This is a genomic window from Sphingomonas sp. SDUR79, from assembly GCF_056821745.1.
On record NZ_JBPDIN010000001.1, the window covers coordinates 338,850 to 360,489 of the forward strand.

18 protein-coding genes are annotated in these 21,640 nt (G+C 66.9%); 12 read left to right on the plus strand and 6 right to left on the minus strand.

Annotation, left to right across the window (positions count from 1 at the left end; all coding sequences use genetic code 11):
• Nucleotides 1-2 precede the first annotated feature (2 nt).
• Both mfd and ACRYLO_RS01510 read right to left on the minus strand, forming a co-directional pair.
• The gene (gene mfd, locus ACRYLO_RS01505) at nucleotides 3-3,476 is read right to left on the minus strand and encodes a transcription-repair coupling factor (RefSeq protein ID WP_482658535.1); all 3,474 of its coding nucleotides are present in this window, start codon (nucleotides 3,474-3,476) and stop codon (nucleotides 3-5) included.
• 110 nt (nucleotides 3,477-3,586) lie between these two features.
• Nucleotides 3,587-3,853 (minus strand): FAD assembly factor SdhE, encoded by a 267-nt coding sequence (locus tag ACRYLO_RS01510; protein ID WP_482661650.1) that lies wholly within the window; start codon nucleotides 3,851-3,853, stop codon nucleotides 3,587-3,589.
• A 72-nt stretch (nucleotides 3,854-3,925) separates the two neighbouring features.
• Here ACRYLO_RS01510 and recG point away from each other — a divergent pair, with 72 nt between their 5' ends.
• Complete coding sequence (recG, locus tag ACRYLO_RS01515) at nucleotides 3,926-5,983, plus strand: ATP-dependent DNA helicase RecG (protein WP_482658536.1); 2,058 nt, start codon at nucleotides 3,926-3,928, stop codon at nucleotides 5,981-5,983.
• 114 nt (nucleotides 5,984-6,097) lie between these two features.
• On the plus strand, nucleotides 6,098-6,466 hold the full coding sequence (locus tag ACRYLO_RS01520; protein ID WP_482658537.1) for a hypothetical protein: 369 nt from the start codon (nucleotides 6,098-6,100) through the stop codon (nucleotides 6,464-6,466).
• A 440-nt stretch (nucleotides 6,467-6,906) separates the two neighbouring features.
• Here the strand turns inward: ACRYLO_RS01520 and ACRYLO_RS01525 are convergent, their stop codons facing one another.
• Both ACRYLO_RS01525 and tyrS read right to left on the minus strand, forming a co-directional pair.
• Entirely contained in the window at nucleotides 6,907-7,245 is a 339-nt protein-coding gene (locus ACRYLO_RS01525; RefSeq protein WP_482658538.1) for a PilZ domain-containing protein, read from the minus strand.
• Nucleotides 7,246-7,359: 114 nt separating this feature from the next.
• Nucleotides 7,360-8,586 (minus strand): tyrosine--tRNA ligase, encoded by a 1,227-nt coding sequence (gene tyrS, locus ACRYLO_RS01530; protein WP_482661651.1) that lies wholly within the window; start codon nucleotides 8,584-8,586, stop codon nucleotides 7,360-7,362.
• A 162-nt stretch (nucleotides 8,587-8,748) separates the two neighbouring features.
• Here tyrS and ACRYLO_RS01535 point away from each other — a divergent pair, with 162 nt between their 5' ends.
• From ACRYLO_RS01535 to ACRYLO_RS01575, 9 genes are all read left to right on the plus strand, one after another.
• A complete protein-coding gene (locus ACRYLO_RS01535; RefSeq protein WP_482658539.1) occupies nucleotides 8,749-9,072 on the plus strand; it encodes a GIY-YIG nuclease family protein in 324 nt (107 codons plus the stop codon).
• 5 nt (nucleotides 9,073-9,077) lie between these two features.
• Nucleotides 9,078-9,602, plus strand: a complete 525-nt coding sequence (locus ACRYLO_RS01540; RefSeq protein ID WP_482658540.1) for a DOMON-like domain-containing protein — start codon at nucleotides 9,078-9,080, stop codon at nucleotides 9,600-9,602.
• A gap of 158 nt (nucleotides 9,603-9,760) precedes the next feature.
• Nucleotides 9,761-12,154, plus strand: a complete 2,394-nt coding sequence (locus tag ACRYLO_RS01545) for a TonB-dependent receptor (protein ID WP_482658541.1) — start codon at nucleotides 9,761-9,763, stop codon at nucleotides 12,152-12,154.
• Between the two features lie 226 nt (nucleotides 12,155-12,380).
• A complete protein-coding gene (locus ACRYLO_RS01550) occupies nucleotides 12,381-13,577 on the plus strand; it encodes an exo-beta-N-acetylmuramidase NamZ family protein (RefSeq protein ID WP_482658542.1) in 1,197 nt (398 codons plus the stop codon).
• Between the two features lie 173 nt (nucleotides 13,578-13,750).
• The gene (locus ACRYLO_RS01555; RefSeq protein ID WP_482658543.1) at nucleotides 13,751-14,917 is read left to right on the plus strand and encodes a hypothetical protein; all 1,167 of its coding nucleotides are present in this window, start codon (nucleotides 13,751-13,753) and stop codon (nucleotides 14,915-14,917) included.
• A gap of 35 nt (nucleotides 14,918-14,952) precedes the next feature.
• Nucleotides 14,953-16,053, plus strand: coding sequence for a DUF2336 domain-containing protein (locus ACRYLO_RS01560; RefSeq protein WP_482658544.1), 1,101 nt, complete (start codon nucleotides 14,953-14,955; stop codon nucleotides 16,051-16,053).
• Nucleotides 16,050-17,429, plus strand: a complete 1,380-nt coding sequence (locus ACRYLO_RS01565) for a sensor histidine kinase (RefSeq protein WP_482658545.1) — start codon at nucleotides 16,050-16,052, stop codon at nucleotides 17,427-17,429. The genes ACRYLO_RS01560 and ACRYLO_RS01565 overlap by 4 nt, the downstream gene beginning before the upstream one ends.
• A 56-nt stretch (nucleotides 17,430-17,485) precedes the next feature.
• Entirely contained in the window at nucleotides 17,486-18,730 is a 1,245-nt protein-coding gene (locus tag ACRYLO_RS01570; protein ID WP_482658546.1) for a S41 family peptidase, read from the plus strand.
• A gap of 10 nt (nucleotides 18,731-18,740) precedes the next feature.
• A complete protein-coding gene (locus tag ACRYLO_RS01575) occupies nucleotides 18,741-19,103 on the plus strand; it encodes an MmcQ/YjbR family DNA-binding protein (protein WP_482658547.1) in 363 nt (120 codons plus the stop codon).
• Here the strand turns inward: ACRYLO_RS01575 and ACRYLO_RS01580 are convergent, their stop codons facing one another.
• Nucleotides 19,104-19,841 carry a MauE/DoxX family redox-associated membrane protein gene (locus ACRYLO_RS01580; RefSeq protein WP_482658548.1) on the minus strand — a complete coding sequence of 246 codons (738 nt, stop codon included), beginning with the start codon at nucleotides 19,839-19,841 and terminating at the stop codon, nucleotides 19,104-19,106. It lies immediately after the preceding gene.
• 77 nt (nucleotides 19,842-19,918) lie between these two features.
• On the opposite strand from ACRYLO_RS01580, the gene ACRYLO_RS01585 reads away from it, so the two are divergent.
• Complete coding sequence (locus ACRYLO_RS01585; RefSeq protein WP_482661652.1) at nucleotides 19,919-20,296, plus strand: MerR family transcriptional regulator; 378 nt, start codon at nucleotides 19,919-19,921, stop codon at nucleotides 20,294-20,296.
• Nucleotides 20,297-20,351: 55 nt separating this feature from the next.
• On the opposite strand, the gene ACRYLO_RS01590 is transcribed toward ACRYLO_RS01585, so the two are convergent.
• Nucleotides 20,352-21,626 carry a citrate synthase gene (locus ACRYLO_RS01590; RefSeq protein ID WP_482658549.1) on the minus strand — a complete coding sequence of 425 codons (1,275 nt, stop codon included), beginning with the start codon at nucleotides 21,624-21,626 and terminating at the stop codon, nucleotides 20,352-20,354.
• Between the last annotated feature and the right edge of the window lie 14 nt (nucleotides 21,627-21,640).

The window sequence follows — 21,640 nt, forward strand, 5'->3', positions numbered from 1 at the left end:
CCTCACCCCGCAGCTTTAGCCAACCCCCGCGAAATCTGCACCGCCGCATTCAGCCGCGCCCGTGGCGTCGCAAACGCGCGTGAGACCACCAGCTTCATGTCCGGGCGCAGCTTGGCGGTGCCGTCCAGGCGCTCGACATAAGCCAAAAGCCCGTCGACGCTGGGGAATTTGTCTTCGTGGAAGGTGACCAGCGCGCCCTTTGGGCCGACGTCGATCTTGGCGATGCAGGCCTTTTTGGCGTTCAGCTTGGCCTCGATCAGCAGCAGGAGGTTTTCGGTCTCCTCGGGCAGCTTGCCGAAGCGGTCGATCATTTCGGCGGCGAATTCCTCGATCCCCGCGCGGTCCTCGACATCGTTGAGGCGGCGGTAGAGGCCCATGCGCAGGTCGAGGTCGGGGACGAAGCCCTCCGGGATGAGGATCGGGGCGTCGACGGTGATCTGGGGCGAGAGGTCGCGGGGGCGGTCGCTGGCCATGCCGCCGGCCTTGGCGTCCATGATCGCCTCTTCCAGCATCGACTGGTAGAGTTCGTAGCCAACTTCCTTGATGTGCCCCGATTGTTCGTCGCCGAGCAGATTGCCCGCGCCGCGAATGTCGAGATCGTGGCTGGCGAGCTGAAACCCTGCACCCAGCGATTCGAGGTCGGAGAGGACTTTGAGGCGCTTTTCGGCGGCTTCGGTCATCTGCCGCTGGGGGGCGGTGGTCATATAGGCATAGGCGCGGGTCTTGGCCCGGCCGACGCGGCCGCGCAGCTGGTAGAGCTGGGCAAGGCCGAACTTGTCGGCGCGGTTGACGATCATCGTGTTGGCGCTGGGGATGTCGATCCCGGATTCGATGATCGAGGTGGAGACGAGCACCTCGTACTTCTTGTCGTAGAAGGCGGACATGCGCTCCTCGACCTCGCTCGGCGCCATCTGGCCGTGGGCGACGACGTAGCGGATTTCGGGCACCTCCTCGCGCAGGAAGGTTTCGATGTCGGGCAGGTCGGCGATGCGCGGGGTGACGACGAAGCTCTGCCCGCCGCGATAATGTTCGCGCAGCAGGGCCTCGCGCAGGACGACGGGGTCCCACGGCATGACATAGGTGCGGACCGCGAGGCGATCGACCGGCGGGGTCTGGATCACCGACAGCTCGCGCAGGCCCGACATCGCCATTTGCAGCGTGCGCGGGATGGGGGTGGCGGTGAGGGTGAGGACGTGGACGTCGGCCTTGAGGCCCTTGAGCCGTTCCTTGTGGGTGACGCCGAAGCGCTGTTCCTCGTCCACCACGACCAGGCCGAGGCGCTTGAATTCGATGCCCTTGGCGAGGACGGCGTGGGTGCCGACGACGACGTCGAGCGTGCCGTTTTCGAGCGCTTCCTTGGTCGCCTTGGCCTCGGCCGCGGGGACGAGGCGGGAGAGGCGGCCGATGCGCAGCGGGAACCCTTCAAACCGGGCGACGAAGTTGGTGTAATGCTGGCGGGCGAGCAGGGTGGTGGGGCAGACGATCGCGACCTGATAGCCGGCCATCGCCGCGACGAAGGCGGCACGCAGCGCGACCTCGGTCTTGCCGAAGCCGACATCGCCGACGACGAGCCGGTCCATCGGGCGACCGGCGGCGAGATCGTCGAGCGTTTCGCCGATGGCGCGCTCCTGATCGTCGGTCTCGCTGAACGGGAAGCGGTCGACAAAGGCGGGGTAGGCGCCGGGGTCGGGGTCGATCACCTCGCCCGGGCGGACGGCGCGGGCGGCGGCGGTGGCGATGAGTTCACCCGCGATTTCGCGGATGCGCTCCTTCATCTTCGACTTGCGGCGCTGCCATGCTTCGCCACCGAGGCGGTCGAGGGTCGCGCCCTCTTCGGAGGAGCCGTAGCGGGTGAGGACTTCGAGGTTTTCGACCGGAACGTAGAGCTTGTCGCCACCGGCATAGGAGAGCGCGACGCAGTCGTGCGGTGCCTGTTGCACCGGGATTTGCGTGAGGCCTTCATAACGGCCGATGCCGTGTTCGGCGTGCACGACGAGGTCGCCGGGGGAGAGGGTGGCGAGTTCGGCGAGGAAGGCGTCGGTCGACTTCTTGCGCTTGTTGCGACGGATCAGCCGGTCGCCGAGCATGTCCTGTTCGGTCAGCAGCGCGATGTCGGGCGCGGTGAAGCCGTGGTCGAGGGGAAGGACGATGAGCGCGACATTGGCGGAATCGCGCCCGCCGGCTGCGGCGCCCAGCGCCTCCTGCCAGCCGTCCGCCAGCACGGTGCTGGTCAGGCCATGATCGGCGAGCAGGCCCTTCAACCGCTCGCGCGAGCCGGTGGAGTAGCTGGCGAGGACCGGTTTCTTGCCCGCCTTGCGCAGCTTGGCGAGGTGGTCGGTGACGGCTTCGTAGATGTTGCTCTGTGCCGCGCGCTCGGGGGCGAAGTCGCGCGGGCCGTCGACGTTGAAGTCGAGGACGGTGGCGCTCTCGGGCTCGTGGAACGGTGTGGCGAGGTGCGCGCGGGCGGATTTGAGGCGCGTCTCCCATTCGGCGGGGAGGAGGTAGAGCTGGTCGGTGCCGAGCGGGCGGTAACTGCCGGCATCGGTCGACTGGGCGCGGACGCGGTTGGCCTGATAGTCGGCGATGGCTTCGAAGCGGGCTTCGGCGGCGCCCGCGTCCCCGGCATCGCGGACGACGACCGCGTCGGCGGGGAGGTGGTCGAACAGGGTTTCCATGCGCTCTTCGAACAGCGGGAGCCAATGTTCCATGCCGGCGAGGCGGCGGCCGTCGCTGATCGCCTGATAGAGCGGGTCACCGGTGGCGGTGGCGCCGAACTTCTCGCGGTAGCGGGTGCGGAAGCGCTTGATCGTGTCTTCGTCGAGCAGCGCTTCGGACGCGGGGAGGAGCGTGAAGCCGTCGACGCGGCCGGTGGTGCGCTGGTCGGCGGGGTCGAAGGTGCGGACGCTTTCGATCTCGTCGCCGAAGAAATCGAGCCGCAGCGCCTGGGGGGCACCCGAGGGGTAGAGGTCGACCAGGCCGCCGCGCACCGCGAACTCGCCGCTGTCGTGGACGGTGTCGGTGCGGACATAGCCGTTGGACGACAGCAGCGTCGCGAGCTTGTCGAGCGAGATGCGCTCGCCCGGCGCGAGGCGCGCGGTCATCTGGCGGATGCGGAACGGGGTGAGCGTGCGCTGGCTGGCGGCGTTGACGGTGGTGAGGATCAGGCGGGGCTTGGCGGTGGTGGTCTGGAGCGCGGACAGCGCGGCCATGCGTTCGGCCATGACGCGCAGCGTGGGGCTGGCGCGGTCATAGGGGAGGCAGTCCCAGGCGGGGAACTGGATGATCTCCAGCTCCGGCGCGAAGAAGGTCGCGGTGGAGGCGACGGCGCGCATCGCGGATTCGTCCGGCGCGATGTACACCGCACCGCTGGTCGAGGCGCGCGCGAGATCGGCGAGCAGCCAGGGGAGGAAGCCCGTGGGGACGCCCGACAGGGTCAGCGGGGTCTTGGCAGAGAGGATGCGGTTGAGGTCGGGCATGGCGGTCGAGGTGCAAACAAACCCGCTCGTGCTGAGCTTGTCGAAGCACCGTCCTTTGCTTGAACGGTCAAAGAAGAACGGCCCTTCGACAAGCTCAGGGCGAGCGGCGGTCACTTCGAAATCGGTACGTAATCCAGCGACTTGAGGTCATCCATCATGGCCCCCTGCCAGCGCGCGGGGACGGGTTCGGTTCCCATCGCCCAGGCCATGATGTCGACGTCCTGTTCCTCCATCAGGTCCTCGAACCACGCAACCTGATCTTCGCTCCAGCTGGCCGAGCGCGCGTCGTAAAAGCCGCCGAGCATCAGGTCGGCCTCCTTGACGCCGCGATGCCAGGCGCGGAAGCGGAGGCGTTTGAGGCGGGTTTCCAGATCCATCTTCATCCAACGCAAATTGGCCGACGGCGCTTTTGCGCGCGGTCGGCTGGGTGTAGGGTACCGCAGATAATCATGCGTCCCGACATCCTCAATCCCCTGTTCGCCGAAGTCACCGTCCTCAAGGGCGTGGGGCCGCAATTGGCCAAGCCGCTGGAGCGGCTCGGGCTGGCGCGGGTGGTGGATGTTGCGTTTCACCTGCCAAGCGGGTGGATCGACCGGCTGCCGCGCGAAGAGCTGGATCAGGCCGATGTCGGGCGGACGATCGCGATTCAGCTGACTCCGGTGAATTATCGCATGAGTGGCAGCGCGCGGGCGCCGGCGCGGGTCGAGGCGACCGATGCGCGCGGCAATTATGTGACGCTGGTGTTCTTTGGCGGGAATAGCGGCTGGGCGAAGAAGCAGCTGCCGCTGAACGAGGCGAAATGGGTGTCGGGGCGGCTCGACCAGTACGGGCAGGAACTGCAGATCGTGCATCCGGAGATCGTCGCGCTGAGCGAGCCGCGGCCGGGCGGGCGTGAGGCGATCTACCCCCTGTCGGAGGGGATGACGTCGAAGCGGCTGGCCGATTTCGCAGGCCAAGCGGTGGCGCGCGCGCCCGAGCTGCCCGAATGGATCGAGCCGAGCTTGAAAGCGCGGCATGGCTGGCCCGCATGGCGCGAGGCGCTCGCCACGATCCATGCCGATCCGGCGGACGCCAAGGCCCGCGACCGGCTGGCCTATGACGAGGTGTTCGCCAATCAGCTGGCGCTGATGCTGGTGCGCGGGGCGGCGCGGGCGAAGAAGGGGCGGGCGCTGGCCGGCGACGGGCGGCTGCGCGATGCGTTGAAGCTGCCCTACACGCCGACGGGCGCGCAGGCGCGGACGATCCGCGAGATCGAGGGCGATATGGCGCAGCCACGCCCGATGCTGCGGCTGCTGCAGGGCGATGTCGGCGCGGGCAAGACGCTGGTGGCGGCGATGGCGCTGCTGATCGCGGTCGAGGCGGGGGCGCAGGGGGCGATGCTGGCGCCGACCGAAATCCTGGCGCGGCAACATTATGAGACGCTGCGCAAGCTGTTCGCTGGCCTTGGCGTCGAGATCGCCATCCTGACCGGGCGCGACAAGGGCCGGGCGCGCGAGGCGACGTTGATGGGGGTGGCGGATGGATCGATCGACATTCTGATCGGCACCCATGCGATCTTTCAGCAGGGGGTCGAGTATCGCGACCTGGGGCTGGTGGTGGTCGACGAGCAGCATCGCTTTGGCGTCGCCGAACGCATGATGCTGCAGGCCAAGGCGAAGACCGCGCCGCATCTGCTGGTCATGACCGCGACGCCGATCCCGCGCACGCTGCAGCTCGCGACGCATGGCGAGATGGATGTCAGCAAGCTCGACGAGATGCCGCCGGGGCGCATGCCGATCGAGACGAGCGTGATTAGCGAGGAGCGGCTGGAGGAGGTCGTTAACGGCCTCGCGCGGCATCTGTCGGGCGGGGGGCAGGCATATTGGGTATGCCCGCTGGTCGAGGAGAGCGAGAAGACCGACCTTGCCGCCGCCGAGGCGCGGGCGGGGTCGCTGCGCGCGCGGTTCGGGGAGCGGGTGGGGCTGGTCCACGGCCGGATGAAGGGGCCGGAGAAGGACGCGGTGATGGCGCGCTTTTCCGCGGGCGAACTCGGCGTGCTGGTCGCGACGACGGTGATCGAGGTGGGGGTCGATGTGCCCAACGCGACGCTGATCGTGATCGAGGCGGCGGACCGGTTCGGGCTGGCGCAGCTCCACCAGTTGCGCGGCCGCGTCGGGCGCGGCGGGGGTCGGTCGGTGTGCGTGCTGCTGCGCGGCGGGACGTTGAGCGAAACGTCGCGCGCGCGGCTGGCGCTGATGCGCGAGACCAATGACGGGTTCCGCATCGCCGAGGAGGATCTGCGCCTGCGCGGTGCGGGCGAGATGCTGGGGACGCGGCAATCGGGGGAACAGACGTTCCGTCTCGCCCCGCCCGAGAAGTTCGCCGAGCTGATCGCGGCGGCGACCGACGACGCGCGCCTGCTGGTCGATCGCGATGGCGGGCTCGACGGCGAGCGCGGGCAGGCGGCGCGGGTGGCGTTGTATTTGTTCGAGCGGGATGCTGCGGTGGGGTTGTTGCGGGCGGGGTAGGGTTGGGGATTGCAGACCGGCAGATGTCGACCCCCTCTCGGTCAATCAACATCCATGCAGACGATCGCGTGAGCGGAACTTGACAGGCGTTGCGTCGGAAGCTTCATCTTTGCCATGTCTCGCGTCGCTGGCATCGTCTTCGTCCCTCCGTGGCGTCCTCTCGAACACCAAGTTGAGCGAGAGGGCCTACCCTGTCAGCTAAAGACAGAGGTCTCACCGGATCATCCACTGTGGGGACTGGATGCCGAAGTCATTGGTCGCGCTGATACTAATGACGATATCCTCGTGTCGTGTTCGGACGAACGTCTGGCGATCGTCCATCTCACTTGGGGACGGGGTCCGGGTAACCACGAATATCCTGACACGGTGTTCTACGAGACGGCGGCGGAACTCAATGACGCGCTGTGGCGCGACGCGGTATGGCAGGGATTCATCGAAGACTTTGATCCCACCGACCCAAGACTGCGGACCAATCAAATCTAAGTCTGCTTTGTAGCGTCTCCGGCCTGAAAACCATCGTCACCCCGGCCTTGTGCCGGGGTCCACTGGGCGGTGAGCGCGGGGCTTGGGGCTGGAGCGCTACGCTTGGGGAGGGGTGGACCCCGGCACGGGGGCCGGGGTGACGATGGGGGTGTTGCGAGCGGTGTCAGTTATCCTCCCCCGCCAGGGGGAGGTGGCGCCGAAGGCGACGGAGGGGGAGGACGGCTGTGGCCTCGCCCTTTAAGCCGAACCCCTGCCCCCCTCCGTCACGCATGCGCGTGCCACCTCCCCCTGGCGGGGGAGGATTGGGAAGGCTGGCGGTCTCGGTGAGATTTCACTGCCCCACCCCAACCCAGCATCGGGTAAACAGCGCCCCGCGCTGTTTAGGCCATGCCGGGGGCATGGCCGACCCGATACTCCTGAAGGGGAGGGGCTTAGAAGGGTCACCCCGCCTTCAGCATCCGGGCGAGCAGCTCGTAATAGCTCGCCAGATCGACTGCGCTGTCGAAGCTCACGCCGATGCGGCCGCCGAGGGACCAGCGGATCTCGGCGGGGAGCACGCCGACCACCGGGAGCATGACGCGCAGGCGGTCGCCCTCGGCAAACTCATGTTCGCACCGCGCCATCAGGCCGTGGGGGGAGATGTTGACGATCAGCAGGGTGCGCGGCTGCGCGTCGGGGCCGAAGGCGCGGGCGCGGAAATGGACTTCGTCGCGGTCGGTGTTGCGACGATCGCTGTCGGCGGCGGTGGCCCGCACAATGGACGAGAACTGAAAACTCATACTGGCCCCCACCGACTCGTGGCTCGATGTCAATCTGGGTAGGCCGGCGGGCGTAAACAGCTCCGCAACCGGATTGGTTACCAGTGGTTACTTACGTAGAACTACAGGGGTCGATCACTCGGCGCGGAGCAGGCCGTGAAGCTTCTTGCCCGCCGAGACGCGCACCTCCGCCGAGCCGACGGTCACGGTCGCGGCCTCGTCGCTGACCTTTTCGCCGTCGATGCGCGCGCCGCCGCCCTTGATCAGGCGGCGGGCCTCACCCTTTGACGCAGCAAAGCTCAAGCCGACGAGCGCGTCGACCACGCTGATTTCGCCACTGACCGACAGGGTCGGGAGCGCGTCGCCCGACGCGCCTTCCTCGAACGTCTTACGCGCGGTCTCTTCGGCGGCGAGCGCGGCGTCGCGGCCGCGGCACATGGCGGTGGCTTCGGTGGCGAGGATTTTCTTCGCCTCGTTGATCTCGGCGCCCTGCAGCGCTTCGAGACGGGCGATCTCGTCCAATGGCAGGTCGGTGAACAGGCGCAGGAAGCGGCCGACATCGCGGTCGTCGGTGTTGCGCCAGAATTGCCAGTAATCGAAGGCGGGGAGGGTGTCTTCGTTGAGCCACACCGCGCCCGACATGGTCTTGCCCATCTTGCCGCCGTCGGCCGTGGTGATCAGCGGGGTGGTGACGCCATAGACCTCGGTCCCGTCGACGCGGCGCGACAGTTCGATGCCGTTGACGATGTTGCCCCACTGGTCCGACCCGCCCATCTGCAGGCGGCAGCCGGCGCGGCGCGACAGCTCCAGGAAGTCGTAGCCCTGGAGGATCATGTAGTTGAATTCGAGGAACGACAGCGACTGTTCGCGGTCGAGGCGCAGCTTGACCGAATCGAAGCTGAGCATGCGGTTGATCGAGAAATGCTTCCCGATGTCGCGCAGGAACGGGATGTATTCGAGCTTGTCGAGCCAGTCGGCATTGTCGACCATCATCGCGTCGGTGGGACCGTCGCCGAAGGTCAGGAACTTTTCGAACACCGTCTTGATCGACGCGACGTTGGCCGCGATGACCTCGTCCGTCATCAGCTTGCGCGCTTCGTCCTTGAAGCTGGGGTCGCCGATCTTGCCGGTGCCCCCGCCCATCAGCACGATCGGCTTGTGCCCGCTCTGCTGCATCCGGCGCAGCAGCATGATCTGGACGAGGCTGCCGACATGCAGCGAGGGCGCGGTGGGATCGAAGCCGATATAGCCGGGCACGATCTGCTTGGCGGCCAGTGCGTCGAGCGCAGTGGCGTCGGTGACCTGGTGGATGTAGCCACGGTCGGACAAGGTGCGGAGCAGATCGGATGCGTATTCGGTCATGGTGGCGGCGCGCATAGCCGAGGTGGGGCGGCGTGTCATCTATTGGCTGGCGAGGTTCGTTGACGCAGGACTGGGGCTTCGACAAGCTCAGCCCAAACGGGGGTTGGAGTGCGCCCACATCCGTTTGCCCTGAGCTTGTCGAAGGGCGGGGGGAGAAATGAAGTGGCGTTCTACTGCTATATCCTGCGGTGCGGCGACGACAGCTATTACACAGGGCAGACTGAGGACCTGGAAATCCGGCTCGCGCAGCATGAGCGTGGGACATTTGATGGTTGCTACACCTATACCCGCAGACCGGTGACGTTGGTGCGGTCGCAAGATTTCGGATCGCGCTACGAAGCCGTCGAGGCCGAACGGCGGATCAAGGGGTGGAGTCGGCCCAAGAAGGAAGCATTGATCGCGGGCGACTGGGACGGTGTTTCGGTTCTTGCGCGCAACTGGCAGGTCGGGACTGGCCCTTCGACAGGCTCAGGGCAAACGGAGTGAGGGCTATGCGACATCGACTGATTTGCCATCCCGCTACGCCCGCAAACAAGGTCGATACCGTCTATGTGGACTTGCATCAGCAGGCGTCCGGGGCGTTGTGGTTCGAATATCACGTCGCTCCCTCCAACACGCTGATCGTGCCGCAATTTGCCGATCCGGTGCGGGCAGATGGCTTGTGGAAAACGACCTGCTTTGAGTTGTTTGCGAAGCCCAGCGGTGGCGATGCCTATTTCGAGTTCAACTTCTCACCTTCGTTCGAATGGGCAGCTTACGCGTTCGACGGCTATCGTTTGGGAATGCGTGAGTTGCCCTGCGACGATCCCGAGATCTTGGTGACCCCTAGCAGCCCACCTTCCTTTTTCCTGTCGGTCGAGGCAATGCCTGAGCTTCCCTCGGTTCCGATGCGGCTGAACCTCACCGCAGTCATCGAGGAAGCCGACGGCACCAAATCCTATTGGGCGCTGGCGCATCCGTCGGAAAAACCGGACTTTCATCACCCGGACGGGTTTGTCCTCGACCTCCCCGCGTGAGGTTAATCGTGACGCCAGAAGATCGTTGTAAATACAAATCATCTGTCTGCCGCCCGAATAGTTTCGTCACATAACTGTTATTGACATGAACAATTTCAAATGTGAGTAATATCGCACCGACGATCGCCAAGAATCGCGGCTGACAGGGGAGTGTGACGATGGGTCGAGCGACTTCGCGCGCGCAGGGGCGTGCAGCATCCAGCATCGCCGCGATTGCGGCTTTTTTGAGCTTTACCGCAGCCGCGCCGGCACTGGCGCAGGATAGTGCGGAAGAGGCGACTCCAGCGGCTGAGGGCGAGATTCTCGTCACCGCGCGGCGCCGTGAGGAGAGCCTTCAGGATACGCCGGTCGCCATTTCCGCATTCAGCGCCGAGACGCTGCAGGAACGGCAGATCACGCAGACGCAGGACCTTGAGCGGATCACGCCGAGCCTGCAGTTCAAGCCCGCCGGCCAGCTGTCGGGCAACAGCGCATCGTCGGTGGTGTTCATTCGCGGCGTGGGTCAGGTCGATCCGACCGCGGCGGTCGATCCGGGCGTCGGCGTCTATCTCGACGAAGTCTATCTGGGCCGTGCCGTCGGTGGCGCGATCGATTTCGGCGATATCGCGGGCGTCGAAGTGCTGCGCGGGCCGCAGGGGACGTTGTTCGGTCGCAACACGATCGGCGGCGCGATCCTCGTCCGCACGCAGCAGCCCAAGCTGGGCGAATTCAGCGGCCGGGCGCGGGTGCGCGGTGGTAGCGAAAACCTGATCGAGGGCTTTGGCGTCGTCAACGTGCCGCTGGGGACGACTGCGGCGGCGCGCGTCTCGGGCGGTTTCCGCAAGCGTGACGGCTATGTGATCCGCGCCGTGGATGGCCTCGACCTGGGTAACGAGAACCGCTTCTCGCTCGCCGCATCGGTGCTGTGGGAGCCGTCGAGCGACTTCGACCTGTTCCTGCGCGCCGATTACAGCAAGCAGGACGAGAATGGCGCGCCGTTCACCTTTGCCGGGATCAACGAACAGGCCCCGGTCGCGGCAATTGCCAGCGTCGCGGCGGGCTGCCCCGGTGCGACGATTCCGTTCGCGCCGCTGACGCCGGGCGATCCGCGTTTCGGCGCGCCGAACGTGCTGATGGTCAACGACATTCGCTGCGCCAACGACCTGCAGGCGCGCGGACCGTTCGTGAATGGCGGCACTGCACCGGTCGAGAGTAATTCGGAAGTGTGGGGCCTCGCCGCGACCGCCAATATCCGGCTGACCGATGTCGCGTCGGTGAAGCTGATCACCGCGTATCGCGAGACCGAATCGCGCGGCATTCGCGATGGCGACAACACGCCGTTGCTGCTGATTACCACCGACGTCGCCGCGCAGTCGGCGCAGTTCAGTCAGGAGGTCCAGCTTCAGCTCGACTTCGGGTCGGTCAATGCGATCGTCGGCGGCTATTATTTCAACGAAGTCACCGACGAGCGCGCGACCGTGCCGCTCGCCTTCCCGCCTTCACCGCCGGTGATCGGATCGCTGCTGGCAGGCGGGCCGGGGTCGCGCGACCTTCAGGTTTCGCGGCTCAAGACCGATTCGGTTGCGGTATTCGGCGAACTCGCCTGGAACATCACCGACGCGCTCGAGATCAGCGGCGGCCTGCGCTACACCAGCGACCGCAAGAATTATCGCGGGACGGTGCTGAACCTGTTCCCCGCGACCCTGCCAGATCCCAACCCGCTTCCGACGCTGGCAACGTCACAGGGCGGACCGCTGTTCATCTTCAACCGCCCGTTCCAGCAGGATTTCTCGGCGCTGACCGGTTCGGCGAGCATCCAGTATCGCTGGAACGACGCGATCAGCACCTATGCGTCCTATGCCAAGAGCTTCAAGTCGGGCGGCTACAACACCCGGTACAACGCGGCACCCGCCGGCAATCTGCCGGTCCCGTTCGCGGAGGAAAGCGTCACCAGCTACGAGATCGGTGCGAAGACCAATATCGGTCGGCTGCGCCTGAACCTCGCAGCGTTCCAGGCCGAGTATCAGGACATTCAGCTGATCTTCCGCCAGGGCGTCGTGCCGCTGCTGTTCAACGCCGGCGAGGCGCGCATCCGCGGGCTGGAGGCCGAGGCGAGCCTGCGCACCAGCTGGGGGCTGATCTTCGACGCCGGCATCAGCATCCTGGACGACAAGATCAAGACGATCACCCCGGTGCCGGGCGCGACCGCGACGGTGACGCCGAACGACGACCTGCCCTTTACCCCCGACATGCAGGCCAATTTCGGCATCAGCTATGCGATCCCGCTGGGCGGCGACATGACGCTGACGCCGCGGGTCGATGGCAGCTACCAGTCGAAGATCACCTTCATTACCGGCAGCATCCCGCTGATCGAGGAGAATGGCTATTTCGTCGGCAATGCGTCGCTGACATTGAAGCTCGGCAATGGGATCGAGGTCAGCGGTGGCGTCAACAACGTGTTGAACGAGCAATATCTGATCCAGGGCAACGCCTCGCTGGCGACGCTGGGTTACGCCGAGCGCATCTTTGCCCGCCCGCGCAGCTGGTATGTGCAGGTGGCGGCTTCGTTCTGATCGACAATGGGGAAGGTCGGGCGACCTTCCCCGTCATCTGACGCTACGCGTCTTTGCTAAAGAGGGTCGTCACCCCGGCCTTGTGCCGGGGTCCACCGGGCGGCAGGCGCGGCGCAAGAGGTTTTAGGTTCGCGCGTGCGGACGAGTGGACCCCGGAACAAGTCCGGGGTGACGAGTTGGGGGGCGGGGCTTGCGTCGCCTGCCAACTCCCGGCACCTGAAGGTCCATGAACTTCGGTATCGACCGGCTGATCGCCGACCCCGCTTTGCTCAACCAACTCAAGGGGCGTCGCGTCGCGCTGCTCGCGCATCCCGCGTCGGTGACGGCGGACCTGACGCATAGCGTCGACGCGCTGGTCGCGGCGGGGCTGGATGTGTCGGCGGTGTTCGGGCCGCAGCATGGCGTGCGCGGCGATCTGCAAGATAATATGATGGAGTCGCCGGACTATACCGACCCCACTTACGGGATGCCGGTGTTCAGCCTGTATGGCGAGGTGCGGCGGCCGACCGGTCAGTCGATGCATACCTTCGACGTGATCCTGATCGACCTGCAGGATCTGGGCTGTCGCATCTACACCTATGTCACGACGCTGCTGTATATGCTCGAAGCTGCGGCGGCGTATGGCAAGGAAGTGTGGGTGCTCGACCGTCCCAACCCGGCGGGCCGCCCGGTCGAGGGGTTGACGCTGCTGCCCGGATGGGAGAGTTTCGTCGGCGCGGGGCCGATGCCGATGCGGCACGGCATGACGCTGGGCGAGATGGGCGCGTGGTTCATCGATCACTTCAAGCTCGACGTGCAGTATCGTGTGATCGCGATGGAGGGGTGGCAGCCCGACGCCGCGCCGGGGTTTGGCTGGCCGCCCGAGCGGGTGTGGATCAACCCCAGCCCGAATGCCGCCAACGTCAACATGGCGCGCGCCTATGCCGGGACGGTGATGCTGGAGGGGACGACGCTGTCCGAAGGGCGCGGGACGACGCGCGCGCTGGAGCTGTTCGGTGCGCCGGATATTGACGGCAAGGCGGTGATTGCGGAAATGCGGCGGATCGCGCCGGAATGGACCGCGGGCTGCACGCTGCGCGATTTCTGGTTCCAGCCGACCTTTCACAAGCATGTCGGGCAGCTGTGCAGCGGCGTGTTCATTCATGCCGAGGGGGCGGGGTACGACCATGATGCGTTCCGGCCGTGGCGGTTGCAGGCGCTGGGGTTCAAGGCGATCCGGGCGCTGTATCCCGATTACGATCTGTGGCGCGATTTTCCGTACGAGTATGAGTTCGAGAAGCTGGCGATCGATGTGATCAATGGCGGCCCGGGGCTGCGGGCGTGGGTTGACGATGCCGGGGCGAAGCCGGGCGATCTGGATGCGGCCGCTGGGGGGGATGAGGCGGCGTGGGTGGAGCTGCGCGCGGGGTTTCTGCTGTATTAATTCCTCCCCGGAACGGGGAGGGGGACCAGCGAAGCTGGTGGAGGGGGCCCGAGGCACCGGACTCGTTTGCCTCGGGCCCCCTCCACCACGCCCTGCGGGCGCGGTCCCCCTCCCCGTTCCGGGGAGGAATTGGGTGCTTCCCCCGCCGAATCAATTCGCCTAACCGGATCAACATGCTGGCGGGGCTGATCTTTGCGACGGAGGATGCGGGCGATCGCGCGGGGGTGCTCGCCGCGACGCTGCCGTTCGGGGGGATGACCCTGCTCGAATATCAGGCGCGGCTGCTGATCGGGGCGGGTGCTGGGCATATTCTAGTGGCGGTGAGCCGGGTGACGCCGGCCTTGCTCGGCGCTGTCAGCCGCGCGGCGAAGCGCGGGGTGCCGGTCGATATCGTGCGGTCGGCGGCGGAGGCGGCGGCGCGGGTGCATCCGCTGGCGCATGTCGTTGTAGTCGCCGACGCGCTGGTCACGACCGACGATGTGATCGACCGCATGGCGGGTGAGGGCAAGGACGCGATCCTGGTGACGCAGGACCCCGCCGCGTCGCTCGAGCGGATCGATGCGCGCAATTGCTGGGCCGGGGTGGCGCACACACCGGCGCGGCGGATCAAGGACATTGCCGACTTCCCGCCTGATTATGATTTCCAGTCGACCCTGCTGCGCGCGATCGTCCAGGCGGGGGCGGAGCAGGTGCCGCTGTCGGCGGGCGCGGTGCGTGCTGGCCATGGCGTCGAGCGCGAAGGCGCGGCGCTGGCGAGCCGCAGCAACGCGGTGCTGGCGGCGCTGACCGAACGGCGGACGAGCTGGGCCGACCGGCATGTGTTCACCCGCATCGCGCGCTGGGTGCTGCCCAAGGTGGTGGAAAAGGGCATTCCGGCGTGGCTGCTGATGGCGGGCGGGGCGCTGACCGGGGCGGGGGCGGTCGCGCTGATCGCATTCGGCTTTGCCTGGGGCGCCGGAGTCGCGATTCCCGGCGTGGCGGCGCTGGCGACCGGGGCGGCCCTGTCGGCGTTGCGCGGCGAGGAAAAGCGCGCGCTGATGCAGGAGGCGCTGATCGGCGGAATCGTCGGCGCGGTCGTCGGGGCATTGGGACTCGGCGAGATGCGGATCGACGCCACGCTGGACGGAACGATCTTGGCGCTGGTCACGATTGCCGCGACCGCGATTGCCGAACGCAGCCAGGCGGTGATCCGCCGCTGGTGGGGGAGCCCGGCGGCCTATCTGCTGCTGGTCACCCCCTTTGCCATCGCCGGGCGGGTCAGCTGGGGGCTGGCGCTGATTGCGATCTACGCATTCGCGACGCTCGCCGCAGCGGTTGAGAGCAGGCGGGAAAAGCCTTAGGGCGGCCTTAACTGCATTCCGTTATTCCGGAGACCATGTCCGACCCGAATGTCGACATGAGTGACGGCGCCACCGGTCGGGGCGCCCGCACGTTGCTCGCGCATGTCGCGAGTGCGGACGCTGCCGCTTGGCGCGGCCTGGCGACGGCGATCGACGATTTCTTCCTGCCCGAATCGCACCGAATCGATGAACAGACGCGAGTCGGGCTCGCCCGCCTGCTGCGCGCATTGGTCGATACGGTCGAGGGCGAGATTCGCGACCATGGCGTGCGGCAGCTGCAGGTGCAGGGCGAAGCCGAGCTGGCCGCCGCGCTCGCCGCAGCCGACGGCGTATTTGCGGCACTGTCCGACTCGGGCGTGCTGCGCGACCGCGAGCTGATGGCCGAATTGATCGCGCAGGTGCAACAGGAGCTGCTGGCGAGCGGCATGCCGGTACAGGCGCATGACGACCCCGAACGGCCCAGCCTTATCAACCGTTTCGTCCAGCATCCCGACCGGGTGCTGGCGCAGAGCGCGATGGGCGTGCTGATCGCCGAAAGCCGCCGCCGCAGCCTGCCTGAAGCGGGACCGTTGCCGCAGACCGATTTGCCCGCCGAACTGCATCACAAGCTGGTGTGGTGGGTCGCCGCCGCGCTGCGGCTGCGGGTGGCCGCCGAGGATGTCGCCGCGCTCGATCGCGTGCTGGCGGAGGCGGCGCAGCGCAGCCTGGCGGCGCATGACGAAGGCGATCGGGTCGAGGCGGCGGTGATGCGGCTGGCGGTTGCAATCGACGCGCAGCCGGGCGAGCTGCCCGAATTGCTCAACGAGGCGCTGGGCGACCGGCGCGTGACGTTGTTCGCCGGGCTGCTCGCGCACGCGCTGGGCGTGGACTATGGCGTGGCGCGGAGCCTGGCGCTGGACGCGGGCAGCGGGCGGCTGTGGGTCGCATTGCGTGCGCTGAATCTGGATCGGGAGGCGATTGCCCGCCTCGGCCTTGCGCTGACCGAAGCCGACCCGCGCCGCGATATCGAGGCGTTCGCCGAACTGCTCGACACGATCATGGCCGTGGACGTGGCGGACGCCCGCGCGGCGCTGGCCGGGCTGCGGCTGCCGGCCGACTATCGCGCCGCCGTGCAGGCGCTGGGGAGCGCGGCATGAACGCGATCGACCCGCATGTGCCGATCGCGATCGGCCGGGTCGGCCGCGACGGACGGCTGCTCGATGCCGAACCGCGCCTGTCCGACCTCAACGCGCGTGCGGGCGGCAAGCAGGGCGAGCCGCTCGCCGTGCCGCAGATCGCGTCGATCGCCCGGCTGGCGCTGCGGCTGGGCATCGCCATTTCGCGCAACATCGTCGCGGCGGATGGCGAGGACGATATCGACCTGTGGGTCCGCGCCGAACCCGACGCCGATGGCGTACGGCTGGAGGTCAGTGGATGGCGCCCGCGCGCCGCGTGGCGGGCGGTGGCGGATGAGGGGCGCGAGGATGATTTCCTGCGATCCGACGCCGATTGGGTGTGGGAATGCGATTCGGCGATGCGGCTGACGCATCTCTCGCTGGAGGCAGGCGCGCGCTATGGCTTCGATGCCGGCAAGATGCTGGGCCAGCCTTTGACCCTGTTGTTCGCGCTGGAGGCGGATGACGAGGGCGCGCTGCCGATCCTGACGGCGGCGGCGGAGCAGGGGCGGTTCGAGGGACAGGTTGCAGAACTGCGCGGCACCGGCCGCCGCGTCCGGCTGTCGGCCAGCTCGCGCGTCGATGCGCAGCTGCGCTTTGCCGGCTTTACCGGCGCGGCCGAGATGATCGATCCGGACGAGGATGCGCCCGCGCATCCGTCTGCCGCGCCTGAGGCCGTGTTCACCAGCGAATTCAGCCAGCGGCTGGACCGCGCGCTGCGCAAGCCATTGAGCCGGATCATCGCCAATGCCGACAGCATCAGCGCCCAGCTCGATGGCCCGTTGCGCGCCGATTATGCCGAATATGCGGGCGACATTGCCAATGCCGGGCGGCATCTGTTGTCGCTGGTCGACGACCTTGCCGACCTCACTGCGGTCGAGCGTGACGATTTCGAGGTCGACGCCGAACCGATCGACCTGGCCGATATCGCACGCCGCGCCGCTGGCTTGCTCGCCGTGCGGGCGAGCGAGGCGGATGTGCGGATCGACAAGCCGAAAGCGGACGAGAGCCTGCCCGCGACCGGCGAGTTTCGCCGCGTGCTGCAGATCATGGTCAATTTGATCGGCAACGCGCTGCGCTATTCGCCGCCGGGCGGGTCGGTGTGGGTGCGGCTGGAGCGCGAAGGTGCGCTTGGCTGTGTCATCGTCGCCGATCAGGGCAAGGGCATCGCGCCGGAGGACCACGCGCGCATCTTCGAGAAATTCGGGCGGGTCGATCCGACCGAGCCCGGCGGCAGCGGTCTCGGCCTCTATATCGCGCGGCGGCTTGCCCGCGCGATGGGCGGCGATATCACCGTCGACAGTGCGCCGGGACAGGGCGCGCGCTTTGTCCTGACCCTTCCTGCCCGCGACCGCTGATCGTTTCGATTACGGTTGTAGTTGATCGTGGGGCAGCGGCATGATACGTCCGCCCCATGACCATGATCGATCGCCGCGCTGCCCTGCGCGGCCTTGCCGCCGGCCTTGCGCTTCCCGCCCTTCCGCTGGCGGTGCAGGCGAAGGAGCCGCCGCGCGACATCACGCTCGCGCAGGATTTCGACGAGATGTGGGAGACGCTGGCGGCGCGCTATTGCTTCTTCGGCGAGAAGGCGACCGATTGGGAGCAGGTGCGGCGCGTCTATCGCCCGCAGGCGGTGGCGGCGCCGGACTGGGACGCGTTCGCGCTGGTCCTGCGCGGGGCGCTGGGCGAGCTGTACGATGCCCACACCAATGTGCGTACCGCTCCCGATGGCACGCCGCGCATGCCGCCATTCGACCTGATCGTGGAGCGCGCGCCCGACGGGCTGCGCGTGACGGCGGTGCAGGAGGAGTCGGCGGCGGCGAAGGCTGGCATCGCGATCGGGGACGTGGTGACCGCAGTGAACGGCAAGGCGGTCGCGGAGGCGATCCGCGCCGCTGCGCTGCGGTGCCAGCGGCGCGCCGACCCCGAAGCCGACGCTTTCGTGATCAACAGCGTGGTTGCCGGCGGGCGCGGGATGCCGCGCACGATGCAGCTGCGCGCGGCGGGTGGTACGCGCGACGTTGCGCTGCCGCTCAACCAGCGCGATGCCGTGCCGGATGTCAGCCACCGGCGGCTCGACGGCGGGATCGGCCTGATCGCCATCCGCAGCTTTTCCGACGATGCAGCGATCGCCGCATTCGATGCGGGGCTGGCCGCGCTGCGTGACGCCCCGGCGCTGATCATCGATGTGCGCAATAATGGCGGCGGTGACACCGCGGTCGCGCGCCCGATCATGGGGCGTTTCATTCGCGAGACCCGCCCCTATGCGCGGATGCGCCGCCGGGCGGGGGCGGGGCTGGGGCCGGCCTGGACCGAGGTCGTCGAGCCACGCGGCCCGTTCACCTATGACGGTCCCGTCGTCGTGCTGTGCCACCATTGGAGCGCGAGCATGGCCGAGGGGTTCCCGATGGGGATGCGCGGGCTGGGCCGGGCGCGGATCGTCGGCACGCCGATGATGCGACTGGGCGCCGCCGTGTTTCCGCTGCGGCTCGACCGGACCGGCATCGAACTCCAATATTCGGCCGAGCCGGTTTATGATGTGCAGGACCGGCCGCGCTGGCAGTTGCAGCCGGACGTGCTGGTGCCGGACGGCGCGGACATCCTTACCGCTGGCGTCGCCGAGGCGCATCGGATGGTGGCGGCGGCCTTGCTGAGCTAAGGCTCTGCGGATGCTCACGCCGCGCGAAATCATCGACGCACTGCGCCAATGGGGCCTGACCCTGCCGGGCGCGCATCTCAAGGCGCCATGGCCCGATCATTCGGACCTGGCGGTCAATGACAAGACCTTTGCCTATCTCACCACCGGGGACGATTTCCGCATGTCGGTGAAGCTGCGCTACACTGGCGAGATGGCGCTGGATCTGCCGTTCGCGCGGCCCACCGGCTATGGCCTGGGCAAGAGTGGCTGGGTCACGTTCGAGTGTGACGCGGCGGCGATCCCCGACATGGGCCAGCTGCGCGAATGGATCGAGGAAAGCTACCGCGCGCAGGCGCCGAAGAAGCTGGTCAAGGAACTTGATGCGCGCGGGTGATCAGCGCAGCAGCATCCACGCCGCCATCGCCACCATCATCACATTTTCGGTCAGCGAGATGAAGCCGAGCGGCACATTGCTGTCGCCGCCCATGCAGGCGCATTTGAGCTCGCGCTTTTCGACATAGACCGCCCTGAACACCGACACCGCGCCAACGCTGCCGATAAAGGCGGCGAGTGGGATCGACAGCCAGTGCAGCGCCTGTGCCGTCATCAGGATACCAGCCAGCCCCTCCGCGAACGGATAGATGTAAGCATAGGGCACCCAGCGCCGGGCGAGCAGGTCGTAGCCCAGGAACATGGTCGAGAAACTCTCGACATCGCGCAGCTTCTGAATGGCGAGTGCGACCATGCTGAAGGAAATGAACCACTCCGCCGCACGGATCGTGAAGGGGTTGCCATAGGCGGCATGGCTGGCGGCCAGCGCCATCAGCGCCATCATTCCGAATAGCGCGATCACCGGAGCGTAGCTCGTCTCGCCCTTGTCGCGCACGTGCAAGCCGAAATGGCGGCGCAGATCGTCATAACCGCCGATGCGGCGCCCTTCGATGAACGTCTGCGGCGTGGTCGGGACGTCGTGCTCCGCCTTGAACGCGTCGGTTTCCGCGCGGGTCTTCAACCAATGGTCTTCGACGGTATAGCCCTTGCGCTCCAGCAGCGCCTTGGCCTTGAGGCCATAGGGGCAAATATGGCCGGGCATGACCATGCGGTAGAGCGTGGCGGTTGGTGTGGCGGGCATGACGAACTCCTTGGATATCGAACGTACCCACACCAGATAGGGTCCGTACCATGGTACGGAGTCAAGGTGTGAACGACATGACGATCGGTGCGCTGGCCAAGGCGGGCGGGGTGGGGGTGGAGACGATACGCTATTACCAGCGGCGTGGGCTGCTGGCCGAGCCACCGCGCGCCGGTGGGATGCGGCGCTATGACCGCACGGACGTTCGCCGGCTGCGATTCATCCGCATGGCGGCGGAGGCGGGATTCACGCTGACGCAGATCGGCGAGCTGCTGGAACTCGATGCGGGCGAGGACCGGGAAAAAGCACGGGCGCTGGCGGAAACGCAGGTTGCGGTGATCGATGCACAGATTGCCAAACTGGCCCGCGCGCGCGCGGCGCTTGAGGGACTGGCGCACCGCTGTGCCGCAGGTGAGGGCGCGGGGTGTCCGATCCTGACGGCGTTCGAGGGATAGCAAAAGGCCCGCCGGATTGCTCCGACGGGCCTGAGACTGCGGGTTTGCCTGAGCCTTAGCGCTGGCTGACCGGCACGTAATCGCGCTGGGTCGGGCCGGTGTAGAGCTGGCGCGGGCGGCCGATCTTCTGGTCCGGATCGCTGATCATTTCGTTCCACTGCGCGACCCAGCCGACGGTGCGGGCGAGCGCGAAGAGCACGGTGAACATCGTGGTCGGGAAGCCGATCGCCGACAGGATCACGCCCGAGTAGAAGTCGACGTTCGGATACAGCTTCTTCTCGATGAAATAATCGTCGCTCAGCGCGATCCGCTCCAGCTCGCGCGCGGTGTCGAGCACCGGATCGCTGATGCCGAGCTTGTCGAGAACTTCGGTCGCGGCCTTGGACAGCACCTTCGCGCGCGGGTCGAAATTCTTGTACACGCGGTGACCGAAGCCCATCAGGCGGAACGGATCGTCCTTGTTCTTCGCGCGGGCGATATATTCCGGGATGCGCTCGGGACGGCCGATCTCACGCAGCATGTTGAGCGCGGCTTCGTTGGCGCCGCCATGCGCCGGACCCCAGAGGCAGGCGATGCCGGCCGCAATGCATGCGAACGGATTTGCGCCCGACGAACCGGCAAGGCGCACGGTCGAGGTCGAGGCATTCTGTTCATGATCGGCGTGGAGGATGAAGATCGTGTCCATCGCCGATTCGATGATCGGATCGACGACATACTCTTCCGCCGGGACGCCGAACGTCATGCGCAGGAAGTTGCCGGTGTAGGACAGCGAATTGTCTGGGTACAGGAAGGGCTGACCCACGCTGTACTTGTACGCCATCGCCGCGATCGTCGGCATCTTGGCGATCAGGCGGTGGCTGGCCACCATCCGCTGGTGCGGATCGCTGATGTCGGTCGAGTCGTGGTAGAAGGCAGAGAGCGCGCCGACCACGCCGCACATGATCGCCATCGGGTGCGCGTCGCGACGGAAACCGCGATAGAAGGTCGCGAGCTGCTCATGCAGCATCGTGTGGCGGGTGATGGTGTTGGAGAACTTGCCCAGCTCGTCGCCGTTCGGCAGTTCGCCGTTCAGCAGAAGATAGGCGACCTCCATGAAGCTCGACTGTTCGGCGAGCTGGTCGATGGGGTAGCCGCGATGCAGCAGGATGCCCTGATCGCCATCGATATAGGTGAGGCCGCTCTCGCACGATGCGGTCGAGGTGAAGCCCGGGTCATAGGTGAACATGCCCGTCTGGGCATAGAATTTGCGGATGTCGACGACCTCGGGGCCGACGCTACCCTGTCGCACGGGATATGCCTTGTCGCCCAGATTGAGGGTGGAGTCGGTCATCGTCACTTCCTTTC